This window comes from Aestuariivirga sp., from assembly GCF_044239095.1.
Taxonomy (GTDB): Bacteria; Pseudomonadota; Alphaproteobacteria; order Rhizobiales; family Aestuariivirgaceae; genus Aestuariivirga.
The window spans coordinates 1-21,520 of record NZ_JBIICB010000040.1; the positions used below are offsets into that span (position 1 = coordinate 1).

General features: G+C 60.6%; 30 protein-coding genes. 10 read left to right on the top strand and 20 right to left on the bottom strand.

The window, feature by feature from the left end; genetic code table 11:
• Window positions 1-94: 94 nt before the first annotated feature.
• Window positions 95-607, bottom strand: a complete 513-nt coding sequence (fabA, locus tag ACILRA_RS05805) for a 3-hydroxyacyl-[acyl-carrier-protein] dehydratase FabA (protein WP_395661148.1) — start codon at window positions 605-607, stop codon at window positions 95-97.
• A gap of 157 nt (window positions 608-764) precedes the next feature.
• On the opposite strand from fabA, the gene irrA reads away from it, so the two are divergent.
• Window positions 765-1,181 (top strand): iron response transcriptional regulator IrrA, encoded by a 417-nt coding sequence (gene irrA / locus ACILRA_RS05810; RefSeq protein ID WP_395661149.1) that lies wholly within the window; start codon window positions 765-767, stop codon window positions 1,179-1,181.
• A gap of 3 nt (window positions 1,182-1,184) precedes the next feature.
• Here irrA and ACILRA_RS05815 read toward each other — a convergent pair whose 3' ends face one another.
• Both ACILRA_RS05815 and ACILRA_RS05820 read right to left on the bottom strand, forming a co-directional pair.
• Window positions 1,185-2,060 (bottom strand): methylated-DNA--[protein]-cysteine S-methyltransferase, encoded by an 876-nt coding sequence (locus ACILRA_RS05815; RefSeq protein ID WP_395661150.1) that lies wholly within the window; start codon window positions 2,058-2,060, stop codon window positions 1,185-1,187.
• Between the two features lie 48 nt (window positions 2,061-2,108).
• Window positions 2,109-2,585 (bottom strand): DUF2244 domain-containing protein, encoded by a 477-nt coding sequence (locus tag ACILRA_RS05820; protein WP_395661151.1) that lies wholly within the window; start codon window positions 2,583-2,585, stop codon window positions 2,109-2,111.
• 41 nt (window positions 2,586-2,626) lie between these two features.
• On the opposite strand from ACILRA_RS05820, the gene nth reads away from it, so the two are divergent.
• Window positions 2,627-3,286, top strand: coding sequence for an endonuclease III (nth, locus tag ACILRA_RS05825; protein WP_395661152.1), 660 nt, complete (start codon window positions 2,627-2,629; stop codon window positions 3,284-3,286).
• Here nth and ACILRA_RS05830 read toward each other — a convergent pair.
• On the bottom strand, window positions 3,258-3,920 hold the full coding sequence (locus tag ACILRA_RS05830) for an EI24 domain-containing protein (RefSeq protein WP_395661153.1): 663 nt from the start codon (window positions 3,918-3,920) through the stop codon (window positions 3,258-3,260). The two genes, nth and ACILRA_RS05830, sit on opposite strands and share 29 nt — an antisense overlap.
• 79 nt (window positions 3,921-3,999) lie before the next feature.
• Between ACILRA_RS05830 and ACILRA_RS05835 the strand changes: the two genes are divergently transcribed.
• Window positions 4,000-4,995 (top strand): adenosine kinase, encoded by a 996-nt coding sequence (locus ACILRA_RS05835; protein WP_395661154.1) that lies wholly within the window; start codon window positions 4,000-4,002, stop codon window positions 4,993-4,995.
• Here the strand turns inward: ACILRA_RS05835 and coaA are convergent.
• From coaA to hisB, 7 genes are read right to left on the bottom strand one after another with little or no spacing between them, the layout of a single operon-like run.
• Window positions 4,990-5,940, bottom strand: a complete 951-nt coding sequence (coaA, locus tag ACILRA_RS05840) for a type I pantothenate kinase (RefSeq protein WP_395661155.1) — start codon at window positions 5,938-5,940, stop codon at window positions 4,990-4,992. The two genes, ACILRA_RS05835 and coaA, sit on opposite strands and share 6 nt — an antisense overlap.
• A 2-nt stretch (window positions 5,941-5,942) precedes the next feature.
• Complete coding sequence (locus ACILRA_RS05845; protein WP_395661156.1) at window positions 5,943-6,275, bottom strand: phosphoribosyl-ATP diphosphatase; 333 nt, start codon at window positions 6,273-6,275, stop codon at window positions 5,943-5,945.
• Between the two features lie 9 nt (window positions 6,276-6,284).
• A complete protein-coding gene (gene hisF, locus ACILRA_RS05850) occupies window positions 6,285-7,046 on the bottom strand; it encodes an imidazole glycerol phosphate synthase subunit HisF (protein ID WP_395661157.1) in 762 nt (253 codons plus the stop codon).
• A complete protein-coding gene (hisA, locus tag ACILRA_RS05855) occupies window positions 7,046-7,777 on the bottom strand; it encodes a 1-(5-phosphoribosyl)-5-[(5-phosphoribosylamino)methylideneamino]imidazole-4-carboxamide isomerase (protein WP_395661158.1) in 732 nt (243 codons plus the stop codon). Before hisA ends, hisF begins: the two co-directional genes overlap by 1 nt.
• Window positions 7,774-8,424, bottom strand: a complete 651-nt coding sequence (gene hisH, locus ACILRA_RS05860) for an imidazole glycerol phosphate synthase subunit HisH (protein ID WP_395661159.1) — start codon at window positions 8,422-8,424, stop codon at window positions 7,774-7,776. Before hisH ends, hisA begins: the two co-directional genes overlap by 4 nt.
• A 9-nt stretch (window positions 8,425-8,433) precedes the next feature.
• Window positions 8,434-8,871 (bottom strand): DUF2628 domain-containing protein, encoded by a 438-nt coding sequence (locus tag ACILRA_RS05865; protein ID WP_395661160.1) that lies wholly within the window; start codon window positions 8,869-8,871, stop codon window positions 8,434-8,436.
• On the bottom strand, window positions 8,871-9,464 hold the full coding sequence (gene hisB, locus ACILRA_RS05870; RefSeq protein ID WP_395661161.1) for an imidazoleglycerol-phosphate dehydratase HisB: 594 nt from the start codon (window positions 9,462-9,464) through the stop codon (window positions 8,871-8,873). The genes ACILRA_RS05865 and hisB overlap by 1 nt, the downstream gene beginning before the upstream one ends.
• 137 nt (window positions 9,465-9,601) lie before the next feature.
• Here hisB and hslV point away from each other — a divergent pair, with 137 nt between their 5' ends.
• Window positions 9,602-10,150, top strand: a complete 549-nt coding sequence (gene hslV / locus ACILRA_RS05875; RefSeq protein ID WP_395661162.1) for an ATP-dependent protease subunit HslV — start codon at window positions 9,602-9,604, stop codon at window positions 10,148-10,150.
• A 17-nt stretch (window positions 10,151-10,167) separates the two neighbouring features.
• Window positions 10,168-11,469, top strand: a complete 1,302-nt coding sequence (gene hslU, locus ACILRA_RS05880; protein WP_395661163.1) for an ATP-dependent protease ATPase subunit HslU — start codon at window positions 10,168-10,170, stop codon at window positions 11,467-11,469.
• 15 nt (window positions 11,470-11,484) lie between these two features.
• On the opposite strand, the gene ACILRA_RS05885 is transcribed toward hslU, so the two are convergent.
• From ACILRA_RS05885 to ACILRA_RS05900, 4 genes are read right to left on the bottom strand one after another with little or no spacing between them, the layout of a single operon-like run.
• Window positions 11,485-11,856 (bottom strand): helix-turn-helix domain-containing protein, encoded by a 372-nt coding sequence (locus ACILRA_RS05885; protein WP_395661164.1) that lies wholly within the window; start codon window positions 11,854-11,856, stop codon window positions 11,485-11,487.
• Window positions 11,853-12,428, bottom strand: a complete 576-nt coding sequence (locus ACILRA_RS05890) for a Smr/MutS family protein (RefSeq protein ID WP_395661165.1) — start codon at window positions 12,426-12,428, stop codon at window positions 11,853-11,855. The genes ACILRA_RS05885 and ACILRA_RS05890 overlap by 4 nt, the downstream gene beginning before the upstream one ends.
• Window positions 12,425-13,501, bottom strand: a complete 1,077-nt coding sequence (locus ACILRA_RS05895; protein ID WP_395661166.1) for a murein transglycosylase A — start codon at window positions 13,499-13,501, stop codon at window positions 12,425-12,427. The genes ACILRA_RS05890 and ACILRA_RS05895 overlap by 4 nt, the downstream gene beginning before the upstream one ends.
• Window positions 13,502-13,556: 55 nt before the next feature.
• Entirely contained in the window at window positions 13,557-14,276 is a 720-nt protein-coding gene (locus ACILRA_RS05900) for a Tim44/TimA family putative adaptor protein (protein ID WP_395661167.1), read from the bottom strand.
• A 123-nt stretch (window positions 14,277-14,399) separates the two neighbouring features.
• On the opposite strand from ACILRA_RS05900, the gene ACILRA_RS05905 reads away from it, so the two are divergent.
• Window positions 14,400-14,879 carry an FxsA family protein gene (locus tag ACILRA_RS05905; RefSeq protein WP_395661168.1) on the top strand — a complete coding sequence of 160 codons (480 nt, stop codon included), beginning with the start codon at window positions 14,400-14,402 and terminating at the stop codon, window positions 14,877-14,879.
• Window positions 14,880-14,952: 73 nt separating this feature from the next.
• Window positions 14,953-15,489, top strand: a complete 537-nt coding sequence (gene secB, locus ACILRA_RS05910) for a protein-export chaperone SecB (protein ID WP_395661169.1) — start codon at window positions 14,953-14,955, stop codon at window positions 15,487-15,489.
• 108 nt (window positions 15,490-15,597) lie between these two features.
• Here the strand turns inward: secB and dnaQ are convergent, their stop codons facing one another.
• The 5 genes from dnaQ to ACILRA_RS05935 are packed head-to-tail and all read right to left on the bottom strand — an operon-like array spanning window position 15,598 to window position 19,184.
• Window positions 15,598-16,326: a DNA polymerase III subunit epsilon gene (dnaQ, locus tag ACILRA_RS05915; protein ID WP_395661176.1), complete on the bottom strand. Its 729-nt coding sequence runs from the start codon at window positions 16,324-16,326 to the stop codon at window positions 15,598-15,600.
• Between the two features lie 5 nt (window positions 16,327-16,331).
• A complete protein-coding gene (gene coaE, locus ACILRA_RS05920; RefSeq protein ID WP_395661170.1) occupies window positions 16,332-16,931 on the bottom strand; it encodes a dephospho-CoA kinase in 600 nt (199 codons plus the stop codon).
• A complete protein-coding gene (locus tag ACILRA_RS05925) occupies window positions 16,928-17,767 on the bottom strand; it encodes a shikimate dehydrogenase (RefSeq protein ID WP_395661171.1) in 840 nt (279 codons plus the stop codon). The genes coaE and ACILRA_RS05925 overlap by 4 nt, the downstream gene beginning before the upstream one ends.
• Window positions 17,764-18,348: a Maf family nucleotide pyrophosphatase gene (locus ACILRA_RS05930; RefSeq protein ID WP_395661172.1), complete on the bottom strand. Its 585-nt coding sequence runs from the start codon at window positions 18,346-18,348 to the stop codon at window positions 17,764-17,766. Before ACILRA_RS05930 ends, ACILRA_RS05925 begins: the two co-directional genes overlap by 4 nt.
• Window positions 18,345-19,184 (bottom strand): pyruvate, water dikinase regulatory protein, encoded by an 840-nt coding sequence (locus ACILRA_RS05935; RefSeq protein WP_395661173.1) that lies wholly within the window; start codon window positions 19,182-19,184, stop codon window positions 18,345-18,347. The genes ACILRA_RS05930 and ACILRA_RS05935 overlap by 4 nt, the downstream gene beginning before the upstream one ends.
• Before the next feature lie 332 nt (window positions 19,185-19,516).
• On the opposite strand from ACILRA_RS05935, the gene hemE reads away from it, so the two are divergent.
• From hemE to ACILRA_RS05950, 3 genes are all read left to right on the top strand, one after another.
• Window positions 19,517-20,554 carry a uroporphyrinogen decarboxylase gene (gene hemE, locus ACILRA_RS05940; RefSeq protein WP_395661174.1) on the top strand — a complete coding sequence of 346 codons (1,038 nt, stop codon included), beginning with the start codon at window positions 19,517-19,519 and terminating at the stop codon, window positions 20,552-20,554.
• The gene (gene hemJ / locus ACILRA_RS05945; protein ID WP_395661175.1) at window positions 20,547-20,984 is read left to right on the top strand and encodes a protoporphyrinogen oxidase HemJ; all 438 of its coding nucleotides are present in this window, start codon (window positions 20,547-20,549) and stop codon (window positions 20,982-20,984) included. Before hemE ends, hemJ begins: the two co-directional genes overlap by 8 nt.
• Window positions 20,985-21,125: 141 nt before the next feature.
• On the top strand, window positions 21,126-21,520 hold a 395-nt coding region (locus ACILRA_RS05950; RefSeq protein WP_395661177.1), incomplete at its 3' end, for a Rho termination factor N-terminal domain-containing protein.

The following is a 21,520-nucleotide window of genomic DNA, read 5'->3' on the forward strand; positions in this document are numbered from 1 at the left end:
AAAGAGTGAATTCAGAACTTCCTGCACATTGTTGCCGATGCTCGATACAATGCCCAGGCCGGTGACGACGACACGCCGCATATTCATCCCTTTCTCAAGGAGCGGGCTGGAACAGCCCCACCTTCATGTCGGTGACCTGGTAGACCGTCTCGCCATCCGCCTTCATGATGCCGTTCGAGACAGCCATCTTCAGCCTGCGTAGGACAAGACGGGTGATTTCGACCTCGTAAGTGACCTTCTTCACCAGCGGGGTAACCATGCCGGTCAGCTTCACTTCGCCCACACCCAGCGCACGGCCCCGCCCCGGCTCACCGAGCCATCCGAGAAAAAAGCCGGTCATCTGCCACAGCGCATCGAGGCCGAGACAGCCGGGCATCACGGGGTCACCCTTGAAATGGCAAGGGAAGAACCAGAGGTCCGGCCGGATGTCGAACTCCGCGACCACCTTGCCAAGGCCCGCGGTACCGCCATCCTTGGATATCTCGGTGATGCGGTCGAACATCAACATCGGTGGCAACGGCAACTGGGCGTTTCCGGGCCCGAACAGCTCTCCCCGGCCGCAAGCCAGAAGATCGTCGTAGTCAAACTTGGATTTCGGCTCGTTCATTCTGTCTCGTTGCCCTCAACTCAACCCGGTGGAAAAGGTCCTGCCGTTCCTATCACAGGCAAATTTCCGGTCCAAGCCCGGTTTGGGATGAGACCAGCCGCCACACTGGCACCAAGATTGCGTTACAGGGAGGATTTCGCATATAAAGAACCCCAAGATGAAACCGCAAGAGACGGAAATCGCTGAGCGCCTGAGGCTCGCAGGTCTTCGACCCACCCGGCAGAGGGTGTGCCTTGCCGCCATTCTGTTCGGCTGCGGCGATCGCCATGTAAGCGCGGAATCGCTGCATCAGGAGGCGCTCGCCGCGCACATTCACGTATCGCTCGCAACCGTCTACAACACCCTGAACCAGTTCAAGACTGCCGGACTGTTGCGGGAAGTTGCTTTCGAGGGTGACAGGACGTTTTTCGACACCAACACGTCGAATCACTTCCATTATTATCTCGAGGAGACGGACCAGCTCGTCGACATCGGATCCACCGATCTCGAGGTCAAAGGCCTTCCGGAATTGCCTCCGGGCACCGAGATTGACCGCATCGACGTGATCGTCAGGTTGCGGAGATCGGGCAGCTGAGCTTTATGCGGCCTCTGGGCCCGCGTTGACACCTGCCTCCCAACCGAGGATGGCCTGCTTCCTGGTCAGGCCCCAGTGATAGCCACAGAGCCCACCTGATTTTCCCAGCACGCGATGGCAAGGAACCACGAATGAAATCGGGTTGCGGCCGACGGCTGATCCCACGGCGCGGCACGCGCTGGGTTTGCCGATGTGCCCCGCGATGTCCGAGTAGGTGGTCGCCCGGCCCAGCGGCACTTTCAGGAGGGTCTGCCAGACGCGCGTCTCAAACTCGGTCCCGATGAAGACAATCCGCAGAGGTTGATCAGCCTTCCACGCCGCTGGACTGAAGATCCGTATGACATGCCGGCCGGTCGTCAACGCATCCTCCAAATAGACGGCTTCTGGCCAACGGCTACGCATGTCGCGAAGGGCCTCGGCCTCCTCGCCGCCATTGGCGAAGGCCAGTCCGCAAATCCCTTGCTCCGTCGTCATCAGCAGCACACGGCCGAACGGGCAGTCATGAAAGCCGTAGCGGATCGTCAACCCCTTGCCCCTTGCCTTGTATGCACCGGGCGACATGGCCTCATGGCTAACGAAGAGATCGTGGAGCCGGCCGGGGCCCGAAAGCCCGACTTCATAGGTGGTCTCGAGAACACTCGCGGAGTCCCGCAGGAGCTTCCGGGCATGATCGATGGTCAGAGCCTGCACGAAAGCCTTCGGACTGAGGCCCGCCCAGCGCATGAAGAGCCGCTGGAGATGCGCGGCACTGAGGCCGTTGCGCTCTGCCAGCCCTTCGAGGGACGGCTGTTCGCGCCAGTGCTGGCGCAGGTATTCAAGGTTCTGCCGGACGACTTCATAGTCGCTGGCCGCCTCACTCAGGAGCTGTGTGTTTCTCATGGGCCACAGCCTAGCTTTCCCGGCAGGCGCCGCCCACCCGAAAACGGATCAGATGTGAGGAATGGCGAGGGCGGACTTGAGTGCCACCGCCAGGGTCTTGCGCTCCTCAGGGGCAAGAAACTCGCCAACCGGCACGCGCCTGCCGCCGGACACGAGCAGAAGCCGCCCGATCAATTCGCGCTCGCGATCCTCCTCCAGTTCAACCCTTACCCAGCGCCGGACGAAACGCTGCTGCTCCTGGGCTTTGTCCTTGCGCACCTTGTCCAGAATCAGCTCATGATCCGTAATGCTGATCCGCTCCATCTGGCGGGCGTCGGCAAAATTGGCGCGGAATGCCCACCAGATGATGAGGATGTCGAGGCCGGCGAAGCCCGCAACCGGCCAGGCGCCGAGGGCCACGAACAGCCCGCCCACCACGAAATTCACCGCCACGACCATGAGCATCACCGCCAGAAACCCCTGCCGGGTCAGGCTGCGGTGCGGCGTGAGCGTCGCCTGCCATGCTTTGCTGTTGCCTGTATCCATGGACCGTTCTACCTCTCGCTCCGTAAGGAAACATCGAACGCATGGCCAAGGCAACCCGTCTCGATCGCGGCGACGTGGAAGAAATCTTCCGCCACTTCCATGCCGCCAATCCTGAACCTCAGGGCGAGCTCCATCATGTGAACCCCTATACGTTGCTGGTTGCCGTCGTCCTGTCAGCCCAGGCGACAGACGAGGGCGTGAACCGTGCCACGGGGCCGCTGTTCGCCATCGCCGATACGCCACAGAAAATGCTGGTCCTCGGCGAGGATACGGTCCGCGACATGATCAAGACCATCGGCCTCTTCCGGGGCAAGGCCAAGAACGTGATCCAATTGTCGCAGCAGCTGATCGACCACCATGGCGGCCAGGTTCCCGATGACCGGGCGGCGCTGGAAGCCCTTCCCGGTGTGGGGCGGAAAACGGCCAATGTGGTTCTCAATATGGCTTTCGGGCACCCCACGATCGCAGTCGACACGCATTTGTTCCGGCTCGGGAACCGCACCGGCCTTGCACCGGGAAAGACACCCCGCGCAGTTGAAGACAAGCTTCTGAAGGTGGTGCCCGAAGCATACGGTCGCCATGCGCACCACTGGCTGATCCTGCACGGGCGCTATGTTTGCAAGGCACGCAAGCCCGAATGCTGGCGATGCCTCATTTCCGATATCTGCCGCTTCAGGCCGAAGACGCCCTCACCGACTTGAACAGATGGGTGAAATAGGATGTCGCAAAGAGCGGTACGGCCAGATTGACCACCGGCAAGAGCGACAGCACCGCCGGCAGGAGGCCAGCCACGAACACCGAGGGCCCATTCTCGCGCCGCAACATCTTCGCCTGCTCAGCCGGCATGTGTCGCATCGCGACCATTTCGAAGTACTCACGGCTCAGGAGATATGCGTTCGCGGCCACCAGTGCGATGGCCCCCACCCCGAACAGAACGACCGGCAATACCGCCAGGTTGACCACAAGGACCACGAGAAAGAACTGGAGTGCCATCGTGATGGCCCGGGCCGCCGGAAGGGGCGTTCCACGCGGATCCTGCGGATAGTGCCGCGCTTCCACTTTCTCTGCCACTTGGTCGAGGAACAAGCCAGCGAAGGCAGCGGTCACGGGCGACATCAGGAAGAAGAACGCGACCAGCAGGGCGATGCCGCTGCCGACCCCCAGCACCCAGTCTGCCCAGGGCCAGGAAAACTGAGTGAGGCTCACCAGCAACACCTCGACGCCGATCAGCACGGCGAGAAACAAGGCAAGGGTAAGCCCCAGCGCCTTCAACAGCACGGAGCGGAACTCAGGCGAAAACAGATCGCCCAGGGCCTTGAAAGACGCCTTCAGCATGGTTCCACCTAACGGCCCCCGCTTGCCAGCGCAAGCGGGCTTCGCTAGGCGGGAGCCTCCGGAGGCAAGGAGAGACTTCATGACGGGTTCCGATTTCGATGTCCTGTGCATCGGCAATGCGATCGTCGACGTGATCGCGCGGGTGGAGGAGGACTTCGTGAGCCGCCACGGCCTGGTGAAAGGTTCCATGAACCTGATCGACGAGGCCCGTGCGGAATACCTTTACGCCGCCATGGGACAGGCAATCGAGGTCTCGGGCGGGTCGGCTGGCAACACCGCTGCCGGTGTTGCCTCCCTGGGCGGCAAGGCAGCCTATTTCGGCAAGGTGAAGGATGACCAGCTGGGCGCCATCTTCCGCCATGACATGCGCGCCCAGGGGGTGGCATACGATACGCCCCCCGCGCCGGACGGGCCGGCCACAGCGCGGTCCTTCATTCTCGTCACGCCTGACAGCGAGCGCACCATGAACACCTATCTCGGTGCCTGCGTGAACTTCACCTCGAAGGACGTCGACAGGAAAGCGGTGGAATCCGCCCAGGTCACATACATGGAGGGCTATCTTTGGGACAGGCCGGAGGCGAAGGAAGCCTTCAAGCTTGCCGCCCGCATTGCCCGCGGAGCAGGCCGCCAGACTTCGATCACGCTTTCGGATTCCTTCTGCGTCGAACGCCACCGCGAGAGCTTTCTCGATCTCATCCGCCACGACATCGACATCGTCTTTGCCAACGAGACCGAGATCAAGTCGCTCTACCAGACCCAGAATTTCGACGGCGCAATGAAGGCGATCGCCAAGGACTGCCCTGTCGCCGTTCTCACCCGCTCCGAGAAGGGCTGCATCGTGTTGCGGGGCGAGGAGGTACATGCGATCCCCGCTCATCCAGTCAGCAAGGTTGTCGACGTGACAGGTGCGGGCGATCTGTTTGCCGCCGGGTTCCTGCGTGGCTTCACCAGTGGAAAGACCCTGCCCGAGGCGGCGCGGCTGGGGTCGGTCGCGGCAGCCGAGGTGATTTCCCATGTCGGCGCGAGGCCCGAGATCAATCTCGGAGCCCATGCGCACGCACTGGGCCTGCTATAGCTTCCTCAAGAAAACACTGCGGATGAAATGATCAGCACCTTTCCGCAGCACGAGATCGGCACGTGGCCGGGTCGGCAGGATGTTTTCCCGCAGGTTCACAAGGTTGATCGTATCCCAGATGCGAGACGCGGTATCGCGCGCCTCCCTGTCAGAGAGCGTTGCATAGCGGTGGAAATAGGACCTGGGATTGCGGAAGGCGCTGTCCCGCAGGGTCAGGAACCGTTCGATGTACCAGTGGCGCAGATCATCGAGATCAGCGTCGATATAGACGGAGAAGTCGAAGAAATCCGATGTGTTCGGTATGCCGCGGCCGTCGCGCGGTGGGCGGCCCGTCTGCAGGACGTTCACGCCCTCGACGATCAGGATGTCCGGCTGGTCAATGACGGCGCGCTCGTCCTTCAGCACGTCGTAGGTCAGATGCGAGTATAGCGGCGCGGTCACGTTGCGCTTGCCTGCCTTGATGTCCGACAGAAAGCGCAGGATGGCGGGAAGGTCGTAGCTTTCGGGAAAGCCCTTCCGCGTCATCAACCCTTCGCGCTCGAGAACGGCGTTGGGCAAGAGGAACCCGTCAGTCGTTACCAGATCGACTTTCGGATGTTTGGGCCAGCGCGCCAGAAGCCGCTGCAGGATGCGCGCTGTCGTGCTCTTGCCCACAGCCACGCTGCCCGCCATGCCGATCACATAGGGCACCTTGCGGTCACTGAGGTGGAGGAAGTTGTTGGTTGCGCGGAACAGCCCTTGTGTGGCTGCAACATAGAGATTGAGCAGCCGAGAGAGAGGAAGATAGATTGCTTCGACCTCAGCAAGGTCGATGCGATCGTTCAGGCCACGCAACTCGTCGAGGTCCTTCTGGGTCAGCGTCATCGGTGTGTCGGCGCGAAGCGCTGACCACTCGTCCCGCGAAAACCGCCGGAAAGGGGAAACTTCCTTGACAAGTTCTTCCATGATCAGTCCTTCGGGCGCGCCGCCTTTTCGGCAAGGCCGCTCATCGCCTTCCGCCGCGCGAGTTCGGCCATGACATCGGCCAGCGCCACGCCCGACGCCTCGAGCAGAACCAGCAGGTGATAAAGAAGATCGGCTGCTTCGGAGGTGATGTGGGCCTTGTCACGCAGCACCGCGGCGAGTGCTGTTTCAACCGCCTCCTCACCGAGTTTCTTGGCGCATTTCTCGACGCCCTGGGTGAGGAGCTTCGCCGTATAGGACTGGTCCGGCGAAACGGCTTTCCGTGCCGTGATCTCATCCGCCAGTGCCGCCAGAATATCAAGTCGGTGATCGGTCATGTTCACTTCCTAACACAGGCGCATGGGGATGCCATTGGCCGAAAGATGGCGCTTGGCCTCGCCAATTGAGTAGGTACCGAAATGGAAGATTGAGGCCGCCAGAACTGCAGCGGCATGGCCGTCGCGTATGCCGTCGACCAGGTGATCGAGCGTCCCGACACCTCCCGATGCGATGACCGGCACGGTGACGGCATCGGCAACTGCGCGGGTCAGCTCGATGTCGAAACCTTTGCCCGTGCCGTCACGGTCCATGGAAGTGAGGAGGAGTTCGCCCGCACCCAGCGAAACGACTTCGCGAGCATAGGCCACGGCATCGATCCCGGTGGGCCTGCGGCCGCCATGGGTGAAGATCTCCCACCGGCCAGGCGCCACGGCCTTGGCATCGATGGCCACAACAACGCATTGCGCGCCGAATTTCTCGGCCGCCTGACGCACGAAATCGCGATTGCTTACGGCTGCCGAATTGATCGACACCTTGTCCGCGCCAGACAGCAGGAGGTTTCGGATGTCCTCGAGGGCGCGTACGCCGCCACCGACGGTGAGCGGCATGAAGCAGGCTTCCGCCGTGCGCTGAACCACGTCGAATATGATGCCTCGGTTCTCATGCGTTGCGGTGATGTCGAGGAAACACAGCTCGTCAGCGCCCGCCGCATCGTAGGCCTTTGCAATCTCAACAGGATCGCCTGCATCCCGCAGGTCCACGAAGTTCACACCCTTGACGACACGGCCGTCCTTCACATCGAGACAGGGAATCAGGCGGGCCTTCAGCATCACGCTGCTCCGCGTATCATCGCGAGGGCTTTGGGCACGTCGATACGCCCGTCATAGAGGGCGCGGCCCGATATGGCTCCTTCGAGAATCCGGCAGTCAGGCTGCAGGAGCCGGTGGATGTCATCCATGGACGCAAGCCCGCCGCTGGCGATCACGGGGACCGGAACGGATCGTGCAAGCTCCAGTGTCGAGTCGATGTTGAGCCCCGTCAGCACCCCGTCGCGGTCGATATCAGTGAAAATGATGGCGGCAACGCCCACATCGGAAAACCGCTTGGCAAGGTCGATTGCCGTCAGTTCCGAGGTCTCGGCCCAGCCTTCAACCGCGACGCGGCCGCCCCTGGCGTCGATACCCACGGCGATACACCCGGGGAAGAGCCGACATGATTCCAAGACGAGCGCCGGGTCGCGCAGTGCGACCGTGCCGAGGATGACCCGGCGAACACCTTTCTCCAGCCAAGCCTCGATGTGCCCGAGCGTGCGAATACCCCCGCCAAGTTGCACAGGCAGGGAGACGGCGCCGAGAACAGCCTCCACCGCCGGGCCGTTCACGGGTTTGCCCGCAAAGGCGCCATTGAGATCAACGAGATGCAGCCACTCGAAGCCCTGGCCAGCGAAACTTCGTGCTTGCGAGGCCGGATCGTCGTTGAAGACCGTCGCCTGCGCCATGTCGCCGAGTTTCAGGCGCACGCACTGACCGTCCTTGAGGTCGATTGCAGGAAATAGGATCATGGACGCCACTTCAGGAAATTGGCCAGCAGCCTCAGGCCCAGTGTCTGGCTCTTCTCGGGGTGGAACTGGGTTCCCGCAAGATTGTCGCGCCCGACGATGGCCGTGATCGTCGCGCCGTGCTGCGCGGTCGCGACGACATGCGCACTGTCGCGTGCATCAAGATGATAGGAATGGACGAAATAGGCGTGCAGCCCGTTGTCGCCCAGTGCAATTCCGTCCAGCAGCGCGTGAGGCCTCAGGCTGTCGAGCGTGTTCCAGCCCATGTGGGGGATCTTGAAGGAGGGGTCGCGGGGAGTGATTGGCTTGACGTCGCCCGGGATCCAGCCAAACCCCTCGGCCACATCATGTTCCAGGCCGCGCGAGGCCATGAGCTGCATGCCGACGCAAATGCCGAGGAACGGCTTGGCCTTGGCCAGCACCTCATCCTCGAGTGCCTCCCACATGCCGGGCACGGCCTTGAGGCCGTCCCGGCAGTCCTTGAAGGCGCCCACGCCAGGAAGGACGATCCGGTCCGCTTTTCTGAGTTCAGCCGGATCGGACGTAACGGTCACTCTTGTATCATGCCCGCTGTCACGCGCCGCGCGCTCGAAGGCCTTGGCGGCGGAGTGAAGATTTCCCGACCCGTAGTCGATGATGGCAAGGTTCATCGGACCAGCTCAAACGTTGCCGAAGATGCCCAGCGTGTCCTCCGGGCCGGGGCGGCGCCGGGAGGGTGCGGGAGCGGGAGTTTGCCGGACGGGGCGGGAGAAAAAGGCGAGTTCCGCCGCCTCCAGGCTGGAGGCCTCTATGAGACCGGAACGGCGAAAGCCGGCCCGCTCCAGGGAAATGAGCTGCAACTGCCGCGCTTCGAAACCGAAGATCAGGGAAACGCCGAATTGCAGCAAGGACCCGACGGCTGCATTGAGCACCTCCAGGCTGACGGCGATGCTGAGCACGGCAAAGACCGCAAACAACAGCGCCGCAACGACCCACAGGCGGTGCCATACTGCCCATATAAATGTCAGGATGAATGCGCCCCCGGCAAAGCCCTCGGGAATGAAGGCGACGCGGTCTGGCTTGCCGTCCGGCGGCTCGAGAACAGCGTAGATCGTCATCAGCCTGCGAGTGAACCCTTGGTTGAGGGAATCCTGTCCTTCTGCCGCGGATCGATCTCGATCGCCTCGCGCAGGGCGCGGGCGAGTGCCTTGAAGCAGGATTCCGCGATGTGGTGGTGGTTGTCGGCGTAGAGCGTCTCGACGTGCAGAGTAACGCCTGCATTCATGGCGAATGCCTGGAACCATTCGCGTACCAGTTCAGTATCGAAGTCGCCGATCTTGGGCGCCGTGAATTGCACCTTCCAGACGAGAAACGGACGGCCGGACACATCGATCGCGGCGCGGGTCAGCGTGCCGTCCATCGGCAAATGCACACTCGCGTAGCGGCGAATTCCCTTGCGATCACCGAGCGCCCTGGCAACTGCCTGACCCAGAGCGATGCCGGAGTCCTCCGCCGTGTGGTGCGCATCGATGTGGAGATCGCCCTTTGCCCGCAGCGTGATATCGATGAGAGAGTGGCGCGAGAGCTGCTCCAACATGTGATCGAGAAAGCCTACACCGGTCTTCACGTCGTAGGACCCCGTGCCGTCGAGGGCGACAGCCGCCGAAATCCCGGTTTCGGTCGTATTCCGTTCGATCGAGGCCTGGCGCATGGCGCTTGGTTCCAGCTGATGACTGACGCGCCTCTTAGCAGATGCAATAGGAAATGGCCAAGACCAGCTTTGCGGACCGGCTTTTCTTTGGTCAACGGGCAGCCTACATGGGGGGCACGGATGTGAAAGGACTTTTCATGGCAGAGCCTCCGACTTGGCACGGCACCACCATCCTATCTGTGAGGAAGGGGGACAGGGTCGTCATCGCAGGCGACGGGCAGGTTAGCCTTGGCCAGACGATCATCAAGGGCAATGCCCGCAAGGTGAGGCCACTGGGAACCGGGCAGGTGATCGGCGGCTTCGCCGGGGCGACCGCGGATGCCATGACACTGTTCGAAAGGCTCGAAGCGAAACTGGAGCAATACCCAAGCCAACTCGTCCGCGCCTGCGTGGACATGGCCAAGGATTGGCGCACCGACCGTTACCTCCGGCGGCTTGAAGCCATGATGATCGTCGCCGACCGGTCAGTCACCCTTGTGCTGACCGGAACCGGCGACGTGCTGGAACCGGAGAAGGGCGTCATCGCCATCGGCTCAGGGGGCAACTACGCGCTGGCAGCGGCCCGCGCGCTTGCTGATAGTGATCTCGATGCGGAGGCCATCGCCCGCAAGGCCATGGCCATCGCTGCCGAGATCTGCGTCTATACCAACAACAACCTTACCGTTGAATCACTGGCCACGGCCTGAGCGGACATCAAGAGAGAATGACCGATTTTTCCCCCCGCGAGATCGTTTCGGAACTTGACCGCCACATCGTTGGCCAGACGGATGCCAAGCGTGCTGTCGCCATTGCGCTCCGCAACCGCTGGCGCCGCAAGCAGCTGGAAAGCCCTCTCCGCGATGAGGTTATGCCAAAGAACATCCTGATGATCGGCCCGACCGGCGTGGGCAAGACAGAGATCGCCCGCCGCCTCGCAAGGCTGGCCAACGCGCCATTTCTCAAAGTCGAGGCCACGAAGTTCACCGAAGTCGGCTATGTCGGGCGGGACGTTGACCAGATCGTGCGCGATCTGCTCGAGGCGGGCATCGCCATGACGAAATCCGCCCGCCGCAAGGATGTTGAAGCCCAAGCGCATCTCAATGCAGAGCGCCGGGTGATCGAGGCGCTCGTGGGTGCCAATGCGTCCGAAACGACGCGCGAGGCATTCCGGCGAAAACTCCGCGCCGGCGAACTCGACGACAAGGAGATCGAGATCCAGGTGGCGGATACGGGTACGGGAAGCTTCGAAATTCCGGGCATGCCCGGCGGCTCGGCAAGCGTGATCAACCTGTCCGACATGCTGGGCAAGGCTTTCGGCGGCCGCACCAAGAGCCGGCGCATGTCGGTGAAGACCAGTCATGAACTTCTGCTGGCGGAGGAATCCGACAAGCTGCTGGACCAGGACCAGATCGTCCAGGAAGCAATCGAGTCGGTCGAGAACAATGGCATCGTCTTCCTCGACGAGATCGACAAGATATGCGCGCGCGCGGAGCGGCAGGGCGCCGATGTGAGCCGCGAAGGCGTGCAGCGCGATCTTCTGCCGCTCATTGAAGGGACAACGGTATCGACAAAGCACGGCCCGGTGAAGACGGACCACATCCTGTTCATCGCCTCCGGCGCCTTTCATATTGCAAAGCCATCCGACCTGCTGCCTGAACTCCAGGGCCGGCTGCCGATCCGCGTCGAGTTGAAGGCGCTCAACCGCGAGGATCTCGAGCGCATCCTCACGGAACCGGAGGCAAGCCTGATCAAGCAGTACCGTGCCCTGCTTCAGACCGAAGGCGTAACCCTCGACTTCACGGCAGAGGGGATCGCCGCGATCGCCCAGATCGCGGCAGAGACCAATGCAAGCATCGAGAACATAGGTGCACGGCGCCTGCAAACGGTCATGGAAAGACTGCTGGACGATGTAAGTTATCTTGCGCCCGACCGTTCAGGAGAGACGGTGGTGGTCGACAAGGCCTATGTCGACAAGCATGTCGGCATGCTGGCGAAGAATGCGGACCTCTCAAAGTTCATTCTCTGACGCATACCTAGCTGATCATGCTCTCGGCTTCTGCCTCTTCCGCTCGAGGACGTTGAGGATTTCCTCAAGCGCAGAGGGATCCAACCGTCCGATGTCATCGGCGAGGCGATTGGCCAGTTCGGTGGCCTTGGGGCTGAGGCCCGAGGTATCGATGGTGATGCGCGGATGAGAGATGCGCGCAAGTCGGACCACCTCTTCCGCATCGTCCCAGATGATGTTGAAAAATGTCAGGATGCGCTGAATCAAATGCCAGCCGGGCCGGCCGCGCTTTCCGTGTTCCAGAGCCGAGAGATAGGCAGAGGAAACGCCAATCCCATCCGCCATGTCCTTGAGCGTTATGCCACGTTCGGCGCGGAGCTTTCGCATTCTGTCGCCGAAGGGGGTCACTGCCCGTCCCTGATCCGCCTGATCCGCACATAATAGGCGCCACCACCGCCGTGTTTGGGGTGGGCGGGCTGAAACCCCGCGACGAGCGACCTGAATTCCGGCTCATGAAACCACTCGGTGACCAGACGGCGAAGCCGTCCGCCGCGCTCCGGGGCATGAAAGTGATCGGCCCCATGCAAGGTGTGGCGCGAGAAGGGTGAGTCGCCCTTGCCGGTGATGACCAGCGCATTGCGCACACCCGTCACCTGGGCCTCGCGGAGGAAACCCAGGAGATTGACGCGGGCCATCTCGACTCCGCTGCCATGCAGGTCGAAGCGCCGCTCGATATCGACCTGGCCGCGCGTCAGGCGCTGTGTGGTTCGCCGGTCAAGACCGGTGATTTGCGGCGGTGGCTTGTGGAGAGGCGACGGTATTGCCACATGCGGCGCCGAAGGCAGGCTGAGGTGACGCTTTACAGTGGCAGCCTTTCCTGGGGGCGATGCCGGCGCATGGCGCGCGGCCCGGAAGCGGAGAGGCTTCACGGTCTTCGCCGCTTCAAGCCAGAGATCGAAATCGGGCGGCTTGCGGCTCATGCAACAAGCCCAAGCTCTTCGGCCACGGCGACGGGCAGAAGGACGGTCATGCGGCCGGGGCTTTTCATATGACCCGCAATAGCGCCAGCTTCCTCGCCAAAACCCCAGTAAATGTCGCCGCGGGCCAGCCCTGTGATGGCGGTGCCGGTATCCTGCGAGATCAGGAGTTGGCGAAAGGGAATCATGGTGGCTTCTTCTCCCGACGGGACTTCCGTGTCCAGCCAGACCGGTGTGCCGAGCATCCACGCTCTCCTGTCGACTGCAAGACTCCGGCGGGGCGTCAGCTGCACCTGCTGGGCACCCAGTGCCCCGAGATCCTGACTGTCGAGCTTGGCCTCCCGGAAGAATATGAAGGAACGGTTCTCCCACATCAGCGTGCGCGCCTCCTGTGGGTGTGCCGACATCCAGCACCTGATCGCCTGCATAGACATCTGGTCCCGCGTCAAGACTCCCCGCTCCACAAGCAGGCTGCCGATGCCGGTGTAGGGAAGACCGGACTTCGCCGCAAAGGAGAGGCGCATGATGCCACCGTCTTCCAGCCTCACCCGTCCTGATCCCTGGATATGGATAAAGAAGGCATCGGCCCAGTCCCGCAGGTAGACAAGCTCAAGACCCTGACCAGATAGACCGCCCTCCTCGATTTCCCTGCGGGTAAGATAAGGGGACGCCTGGCCGTCGATCATCCGCCCAAAGCCAAGGCCTGTTCGCGCGCGGACTTCTCCGGAAAAGGTCACGAGATCGGGCGGACGGCGGTAGATGGGCACAGCATAGGTGGTGGAAGGGGTACGGCTCCCGGCAACGTCAGGTTCGAAATAACCCGTGAACAGTCCTTCCGGCCGCTCGGCATCCTTTACGCGGAACGGTTGGAACCACGTCTCGAAGAATTGTTTTGCATCGCGTGCCGTGAGCGCGGCCTGACAGCTTTCGAGCCAGGAACTGCGGCTTCCGCCAAAGCGGGCGCGGTGAGAAAACGCCGCTCCGCTTTCGATGATTTCGCGGCACGACCGCCGGAAAGCCTCCAGCGCCTCATCCTGGCTCCCGCTGCTCCACCCGGCAATTTCATTGAATGCCACCCGCTCGAGCACAGCAGCTGCGTCACCGACGGGACCCATAAGCGATCGGCCCTTATCAGTCCGGCGCTTCGGTGGCGACGAGTTTCCAGTTCGGATTGCGGGAGGTGACATCGCGCTCAAAGGTCCAGACATCCGTCACTTCGCGGATTTCCTTTGGATCGCCATCGATCACCTCACCTGCCTTGTCGTAGGTGGCGGTGATCATTTCACTGACAAAGGCCACAGTGACCGTGGCCTTGCGCCCGCCCACCAGGGAGGCGGACTGGATGGTGGCCTTGTCAATACCCACGAAACGCGACTCAACGCGATGACCCTGCGCCTGGCGCTCATCGATGGCGCGCGCGAAACCGTCGAAGACCTCCTTTGACAGAAGGTTCTTGAGTGCTGCCTTGTCACCCTTGGCAAAGCCATCCACGATCATCTCATAGGCCATCTTGCCACCCTCGATGAAGGTGCGGGGCGCAAAGCCAGGATCGGCCTCTGAAAGCCTTTCGAGCGAGGACGCGAGCTCGGATCCTGCCTCCGCATAGCCTGTCCAGACGGGCGCGGGCGGCTCACGCTCCGGATCAGGCTGGCCAGGAGGTGGAGCGTTCTGCGGGAAGCGGACGACGGTTTCGTTCGACTCGCGGCCTCTTTGCTCGTCGCTCCGTTTGGTCCCAAAAGGATCCACAGGAGGCTTTTCCGTGCCGGTTCTGGTTCCGAGCACGGATTTCAGGCGCCAGAAGACCACAAGGGCAACGGCAAGAAGAAGGATGTTCAAGGGGTCTAGGTTCATTCCATCATCCAGACTGTCCGGCTCCAGAGACTGCACGCTCCGCGAAGCTGGCGCCACGGCTTTCTCGCTCTATATATAGGTGCAGACCGTGAGGTCCAAGGCCAAAGGACGCTCTTTTCAGCCATGACACGCTTGTTACCGCTGCTGATACTCGCCGGACTTGCCGCCGAGCTTGCCTCCATCATCATGGTCGGCAACGCCCTGGGCGTGATTCCGACACTTCTCTTGATACTGGCGGGGGGTGTCCTGGGCATCAGTCTCATCAGGTCAGCAGGGACGGGCTTGGCTGTGGCGCTTCGTTCGCATGTTCAAGCATCCTCGGTCAAAAAGGGGATTGCGGGCAAGGCCGTGGCACGTGGCGTTGCTGGGCTTCTCTTCCTTTTGCCGGGTTTCTTCAGCGACCTTGCCGGACTTCTGTTGCTCCTGCCACCTGTCAGGCAGTGGCTGGGCTCGCGGTTTCCGGTCGAAAGCGCTTCCGCAAGGAGAACGGCGTACGGTCGCGGCGAAACCATCATTGACGCGGAAGCGATTGAAGTGACGGGCGAACTCCAGCAACCGGAGCCGGGCCAGGGACGGGGCAGAGACGGAGCAGGCGGCCGCTGAGGTAGTTTACGTCTGACGGCTTGCGGCACTTGAACCTGCGTGATAGCCAAGGCCGTTTTTTAGAGAGGCTCAGATGTCAAAGACCCCGAAGTCCGATCCGGCGCGTGAAGTGAATGAGAATGGATCCGCCGTTGCAGGACCTGAGACGGAGGCGGCTGCAGGCCAGAAGCCACAGAGTCAGCCCTCGATCCGCATCCTTGGGCAGTATCTCAAGGATTTGAGCTTCGAAAGCCCCAATGCTCCCCAAGCGCTTGCAGCGCAGCAGGGCCAGCCGGACATCAACATCGCGGTGAATGTCAACGCCAAGAACCTGGCCCCCACCGATTTCGAGGTGGAACTTCACCTTGATGCCAAGGCCTCGTCGCAGGACAAGGTCATGTTTGCGGCCGAACTGGTCTATGCCGGGACGTTCCGCCTCGAGAATTTCCCCCAGCAGATGTTGCATCCTGCTGTCCTGATCGAATGCCCGCGCCTATTGTTTCCGTTCGCCCGCCAGATCCTGGCGGAAGCAACCCGGAACGGCGGGTTCCCGCCCCTGATGCTGGACCCAATCGATTTCGCCGCTATGTACCAACGCAGGCTGCAACAGCAGACGGCAGGTCAGGCCTAACGCATGACCGCCAAAGGTGGAAACCACTTTTGCGGCAAGATTATGTTCATGCTATTGATATTGCGCGGATTATTTTCGGCCAGGTGATCCACCTGGCCGGAACGGGGGCTAGCTGCGGTCGTCGGGGGTGGCCTTCACCCTTGCGGAGAGATCATGCTCCTTCCAAAGGGCATTTTCACCCAGCCCGCTGAGAAACGCAGCATGGGCTTGCCGTTCCTCCGCTGTCAGGCGCGAAGGCAAGGGCGAAGGACGCTGAAGTGCGATCGTGGCCGAAACCACGGTCGTGGTCCGCTTCACACGCGATGCTTCAAGGGTAAGCGCCGTCTGGCGGCCCCCGATGAGTTCGAGGTAGACTTCAGCCAAGAGTTCGGAGTCGAGGAGTGCTCCGTGCTTCGTGCGCTTGCTGTTGTCGATGCCGTAACGCCGGCACAGCGCGTCAAGACTGTTCCCGGAGCCCGGATGCTTCTGGCGGGCAATGTGAAGCGTATCCAAGACACGCTCCGGCAACAGCGCGGGACGCTTCAGAAAGCCAAGTTCCGCATTGAGAAATGCCATGTCGAAGCTGGCGTTGTGAATGATGAGCGTGGCATCCCCAATGAAGTCGAGAAAATCCTGTGCGACAGCTGCGAAAACGGGTTTATCCTTCAGGAATGCTGCTGACAGGCCATGCACGGCCTCGGCCTCTTTCGGCATGTCGCGTTCGGGGTTGATGTAGACATGGAATGTCCGCCCCGTTGGCAGGTGGTTCATGAGCTCTATGGCGCCGATCTCGACCACGCGATCCCCTTTGGCGGGGTCAAGTCCGGTCGTTTCGGTGTCGAGTATGACTTCCCGCAACAGGTTCATTGACGTGCCTTTCTCCTCACATCCGCGATGACGCGTTCGACCTCACGTGCCGTCTCTGCAAGACTTTCCGACGTGTCGATCACATAGTCCGCGCGGGCCCGCTTCTGCGCGTCCGGCAGTTGCCTCGCAAGAATGAAATCGAGCTTTTCCTCCGTCATGCCGGCGCGGCTCAGCGCACGCTGCCGCTGCAGCTGCTCTCCAGCCGAAACGACGATGATGACATCAACATCATCTTCGCGGTTCTTTTCAAAGAGCAACGGAATATCAAGCAGCGCCATGTCGGCGCCTTTGGCTGCGGCACTCTCCAAGAACTCTCTCTGCATGGCCGCTACCAGTGGATGAACCACGCTTTCGATCCTGCGCAAAAGAGACGGTTCCGCCTGAACGAGGGCGGCCAGCCGCCTTCTGTCAACGCTGCCGTCGACGATGGCATCCGGTGCAAGGGCAGCAACTTCCGGCACGGCGTCTCCACCTTGCGCATAGAGCGAATGCACAGCACTGTCGCTGTCGAAGACCGGCACACCGCGTGCGGCGAACATTCTGGCTGTCTCGGTCTTCCCCATCGCAATCGAACCTGTGAGGCCCAACACGATCATGAAGAATAATCCGGATCTATATCGCGGGCTATCAGTGTGTGAAGCTCCGGGGTAACTTGGGGTGTCGGCCCGAACCATAAAGAGAAACCACGAACCGCCTGGTGCAGCAGCATGCCGAGGCCTTCGACAACGGTGTTTCCTCTTTCCGCCGCATCCACCAAAAGTTTAGTGCGGAGCGGGACATAGACGATATCGCTGACCACGGCCACCGGATCGAGGCGCGAGAGGTCAAGCGTGATCTCCGGCTGTCCCTTCATGCCGAGCGATGTCGTGTTGACGAGCAAGCTGCATTCAGAGAGTTGGTCCGCCGCCTTGCTCCAGTCGAGCGGAACAACGCGCGATCCGAAGCGCTGCTTTAGAAGCTCAGCTTTCTCCATGGTGCGGTTTGCAACAACCACCTCGGAAGCACCTTGTTCCAGAATAGCATTCACCACGGCCACTGCTGCGCCGCCGGCTCCCAGTACAACCGCACGGCTATTCTTCAGGCTATGTCCGGGAGCAGATTGCTGTAGACTGTTGATGAAGCCTTCTCCATCCGTGTTGCTACCATAGCGCTTTCCGTCCCTCACAAACACGGTATTGACGGCGCGCAGCCGTTCGGTCGTCTCATCGGCGGCCGTGACAAGATCAAACGCTTTTTCCTTGTGCGGAATGGTGACGTTACATCCTGCATAACCCGCCTCGGACAATACAGCCAGGAAGGTCTCAAGAGAGGAGGGCTCGACCGGCTGGCGGGTGTAGCTGCCATCGATCCGGTATCTCTCCAGCCAGTAGCCATGGATGAGTGGTGACCGTGAATGGCTGATTGGCCAGCCGATAACACAGGCGCGGATCATGACATGATCTTTCCCGTCGAGCGCAAGTATGAAAGAAGCGGAAGGAGTGGCAGTCCGAGAATGGTGAAATGATCGCCCTCGACTTTCTCGAACAGTTGAAGCCCCAGGCCTTCGATCTTGTAGCCCCCGACGGAAGACATGCAGTCCATTCCGACCTTGCCGAGATATTGCTCGAGAAATTCATCTGAGAACTGTCTCATTACCAGAGAGGCCTCTGCCGTTTGGAACCATTGTGTTTCACCAGAACGGGCACAGACGACACTCGAGATCAGCATATGGGTCCGGCCTCTCAGTTCGAGCAGATGCTGCCGGCATTGTTGCGGTGTGGCTGGTTTCGCATAAATGCGATTGCCAAGGGCCAAGACCTGATCTGCCCCGATGACCAGTGCATCAGGATATCTCCGTGACACATCAGCCGCCTTGGCTTCCGCAAGCTTGAGCGCAACCTCCTGCGGTGACCAGGATGGATTGCGGGCAACGAGGTCACCCTCGTCGACGCCTGGAGCCGCGGCTGTGAAGGAGAGGCCTGCGTTCGTCAGTATCGTTTGCCGCGTCGGACTGGTTGAGGCGAGAATGATCATTGTTTCTCCAGCCGTTTCGTATCGGATAACATGTTGAGAATGGTGGCGGCGGTTTCCTCGACCGAACGCCTGGTCACGTCAATCATCGGCCAATCATTGTTGGAGCACAGAGTCTTCATCACCATGAGTTCATCCGTAATGAGCCGCGGATCCGCATAATCAGTCGATCGGCTTTCCTTAAGCGACAGGAGCCGGTGCCGTCTGATCTGAGCGATTCTTTCGGCACTGGCGATCAGTCCCACCACGAGGGGACCATGTGCCTCCGTGAGCTGGCGGGGCACGGGGATGGCGGGGATGATCGGAATGTTGGCCGTCTTGATCCCCCGCTGGGCAAGGTAGATGGATGTCGGCGTCTTGGAGGTGCGGCTGACGCCGAGCAGGATCACATCCGACTTTGCAATGTCGTCGAGGCCCTGACCATCGTCATGCGCCATGGTGAAGTTCAGCGCATCGATACGGCGGAAGTAGTCGGAATTCAATGCATGCTGTCCGCCGACCTGCGGCCGTGATGTGGCGTTGAGATACTGTGAGAGGGTAGAAATGATGGGATCAAGGATCGACAGGCAGGGTACGCCCATGGCCTCGCATTGTTGCTCAAGATGCCGGCGGATATCCGGATTTATCAGCGTGAACAACACGATGCCGGGCTGGGCCTCAATCTCACGCAGGGCCCGATTGAGCTGTGAAGGAGTCCGCACCAGGGCATAGATGTGTGCAATCGGCCTGAAGTCGGCATATTGAGCAGCTGCAGCCTTTGCAACGGTGTTCAACGTCTCTCCGGTGGCGTCGGAGACGAGGTGAAGATGAAAGAAACGTTGTGAACCGGACTGAGGCATTGCTGTTGATGAAATGTGGATCCGTTGGATATCCGGCCGGTGGCTCCCGTTTCATCCCGGCTTCTCAGGCACGCCGTCCACAGGCTGACCGTCACAGGGAAGTACCTGGCCGATCTGTGGACAATTCCCGCCCTGGATGTCCGGGAGAAGAGGTTTCAAGCGACGTCTAGCGGATTAACGATCTGTTAACACGTGTTAATTTTCGGTTACCGCCAGAGGAGACACGAATTCGTATCAAGGAAGCTCTTGACCTGTGGACGATCATTGGATTGGGATGTATCCCGCTTCCCACGGTACAAACAAAAGATACAAGAAGAGTCAGAATGATAGATATGAGGAAGGACGCTCAGACCTCCCGCAGTGCCTTGTTGGATGTCTTGATGCGCAGGCATGCTGAACGCAGGCCAATCTGGCTCATGCGGCAGGCGGGGCGTTATCTTCCCGAGTATCGTGCCGTTCGGGAAAAGGCGGGGTCTTTCCTCGATCTCTGTTACAACCCGGAACTGGCGGCTGAAGTGACGGTGCAGCCGCTCCGGCGTTACGACCTCGATGCCGCTATTCTGTTTTCGGATATCCTCGTGGTGCCGCACGCGATGGGGCTACCGCTGAAGTTCGAGGAAGGCGAAGGACCAGTCCTGCAGACGGTAAGAAGCTCGGAAGAGGTGGCAGCTCTCAAGCCTGTCGCGCAATCTTACGAGGTGAAACAGGTTTGCCGTACGGTAAGCCTTACCCGGTCGTTACTCGGTCCTGGAAAGGCTCTGATCGGGTTCTGTGGTGCGCCTTGGACGGTGGCGAGCTACATGATTGCAGGAGGCAGTTCTGACAGGGTGGTGGCAAAGGTTGCCGCCTACCAGAGGCAGCCGTGGTTTTGTGAGTTGATCACCCGCCTTGTTGTGGAATCGGTGGATTATCTCTGCGCGCAGGCTGACGCTGGGGCCCAGGCGCTGCAGATTTTTGATTCATGGGCTGGAGACCTCATCGATTCTGAACTGGAGGAATTTGTCCTCAAGCCGATTGCTGAGATCGTTGAGGGTGTCGGAAAGTGCCACCCCGGCTTGCCGGTGATCGTGTTTGCGCGGGGAATCGGCGTTCATCAGAAGCGGGCGGCGGCGTTGCCGGGGGCAAGTGCGGTTGGCATCGAAACGGAATTCGATTTGAGCCTCTTGCCAAAGGACATCGTTGTGCAAGGAAATCTGGATCCCGTCGCGCTGATTGCCGGCGAGGATGTCGCGCGTCGCGAGGTTCACCGCATCTGCGCGTCAGTTGATCGGCAGAGGCATATCTTCAATCTTGGCCATGGCATCAGGGTGGGGACGGATCCTGCTGTGGTAGGCGCTGTTGTAGACGCGGTCAGGCGTTTCGATGGGTGAGGCCTATTCCTGGCTGAAGGTTGTCCATGTTCTGGCGGTGATCTCCTGGATGGCCGGTCTCTTTTATTTGCCCAGACTGTTCGTCTATCATGCTGAAAACATTGACAAGAATGAGCTTGTGAAGGTCTTTGCCGTGATGGAGCGCCGGCTTCTCAAGGCAATTATGCGTCCGGCGGGCCTGGTATCGGTGGTGACTGGACTGTGGCTCATTTGGGTGGGCAGCTGGTTTGGGCCGATTCCGCTCTGGCTGTGGCTCAAGATCGTATTGGTGTTGGGAATGCTGGCATTCCATGGGCTACTCGAGGCTCATGTGGGACGGTTTCGGGATGGCCGCGAGGACAGTTCAGGGCGCTATTTCAGGATTATGAATGAGGTCCCGACGTTATTGCTTGTTGGCATTGTGATTTTGGTCATTGTGAAGCCCTTCTGAGTTTGTTGTTGGCGAGGGGCCGGCGAATAGCTATACTGTGAGTACTTCGCATCGCTTCGGCTTGATGCGGCCCTTCCTCAATGTTCCCGCCTTTGGCCGGAACCCCCCATTGTGAAAAGATAAATGACTGCCATATCTGAGCTGAAAGAAATCAAGCTTCAGGACCTCAAGTTGAAGACGCCCGCTGAGCTTGTCTCGCTGGCGGAGGAACTCGAGGTCGAGAACGCGAGCGCATTGCGCAAGCAGGAGCTCCTGTTTGCCATACTCAAGAACCTTGCCATCCGGGACGTCGAGATCATCGGCGAGGGCGTGGTTGAGGTCCTGCAGGATGGCTTCGGCTTCCTGCGATCTCCTGACGCGAATTATCTGGCTGGCCCTGATGATATCTACATCAGCCCCAGCCAGATCCGGAAATTCACGCTTCGAACCGGTGACACGGTCGAGGGGCAGATTAGGAGCCCCAAGGACGGTGAGCGATATTTCGCTCTGGTGAAGGTCAACCGAATCAATTTTGAAGATCCGGAAAAAACCCGCCA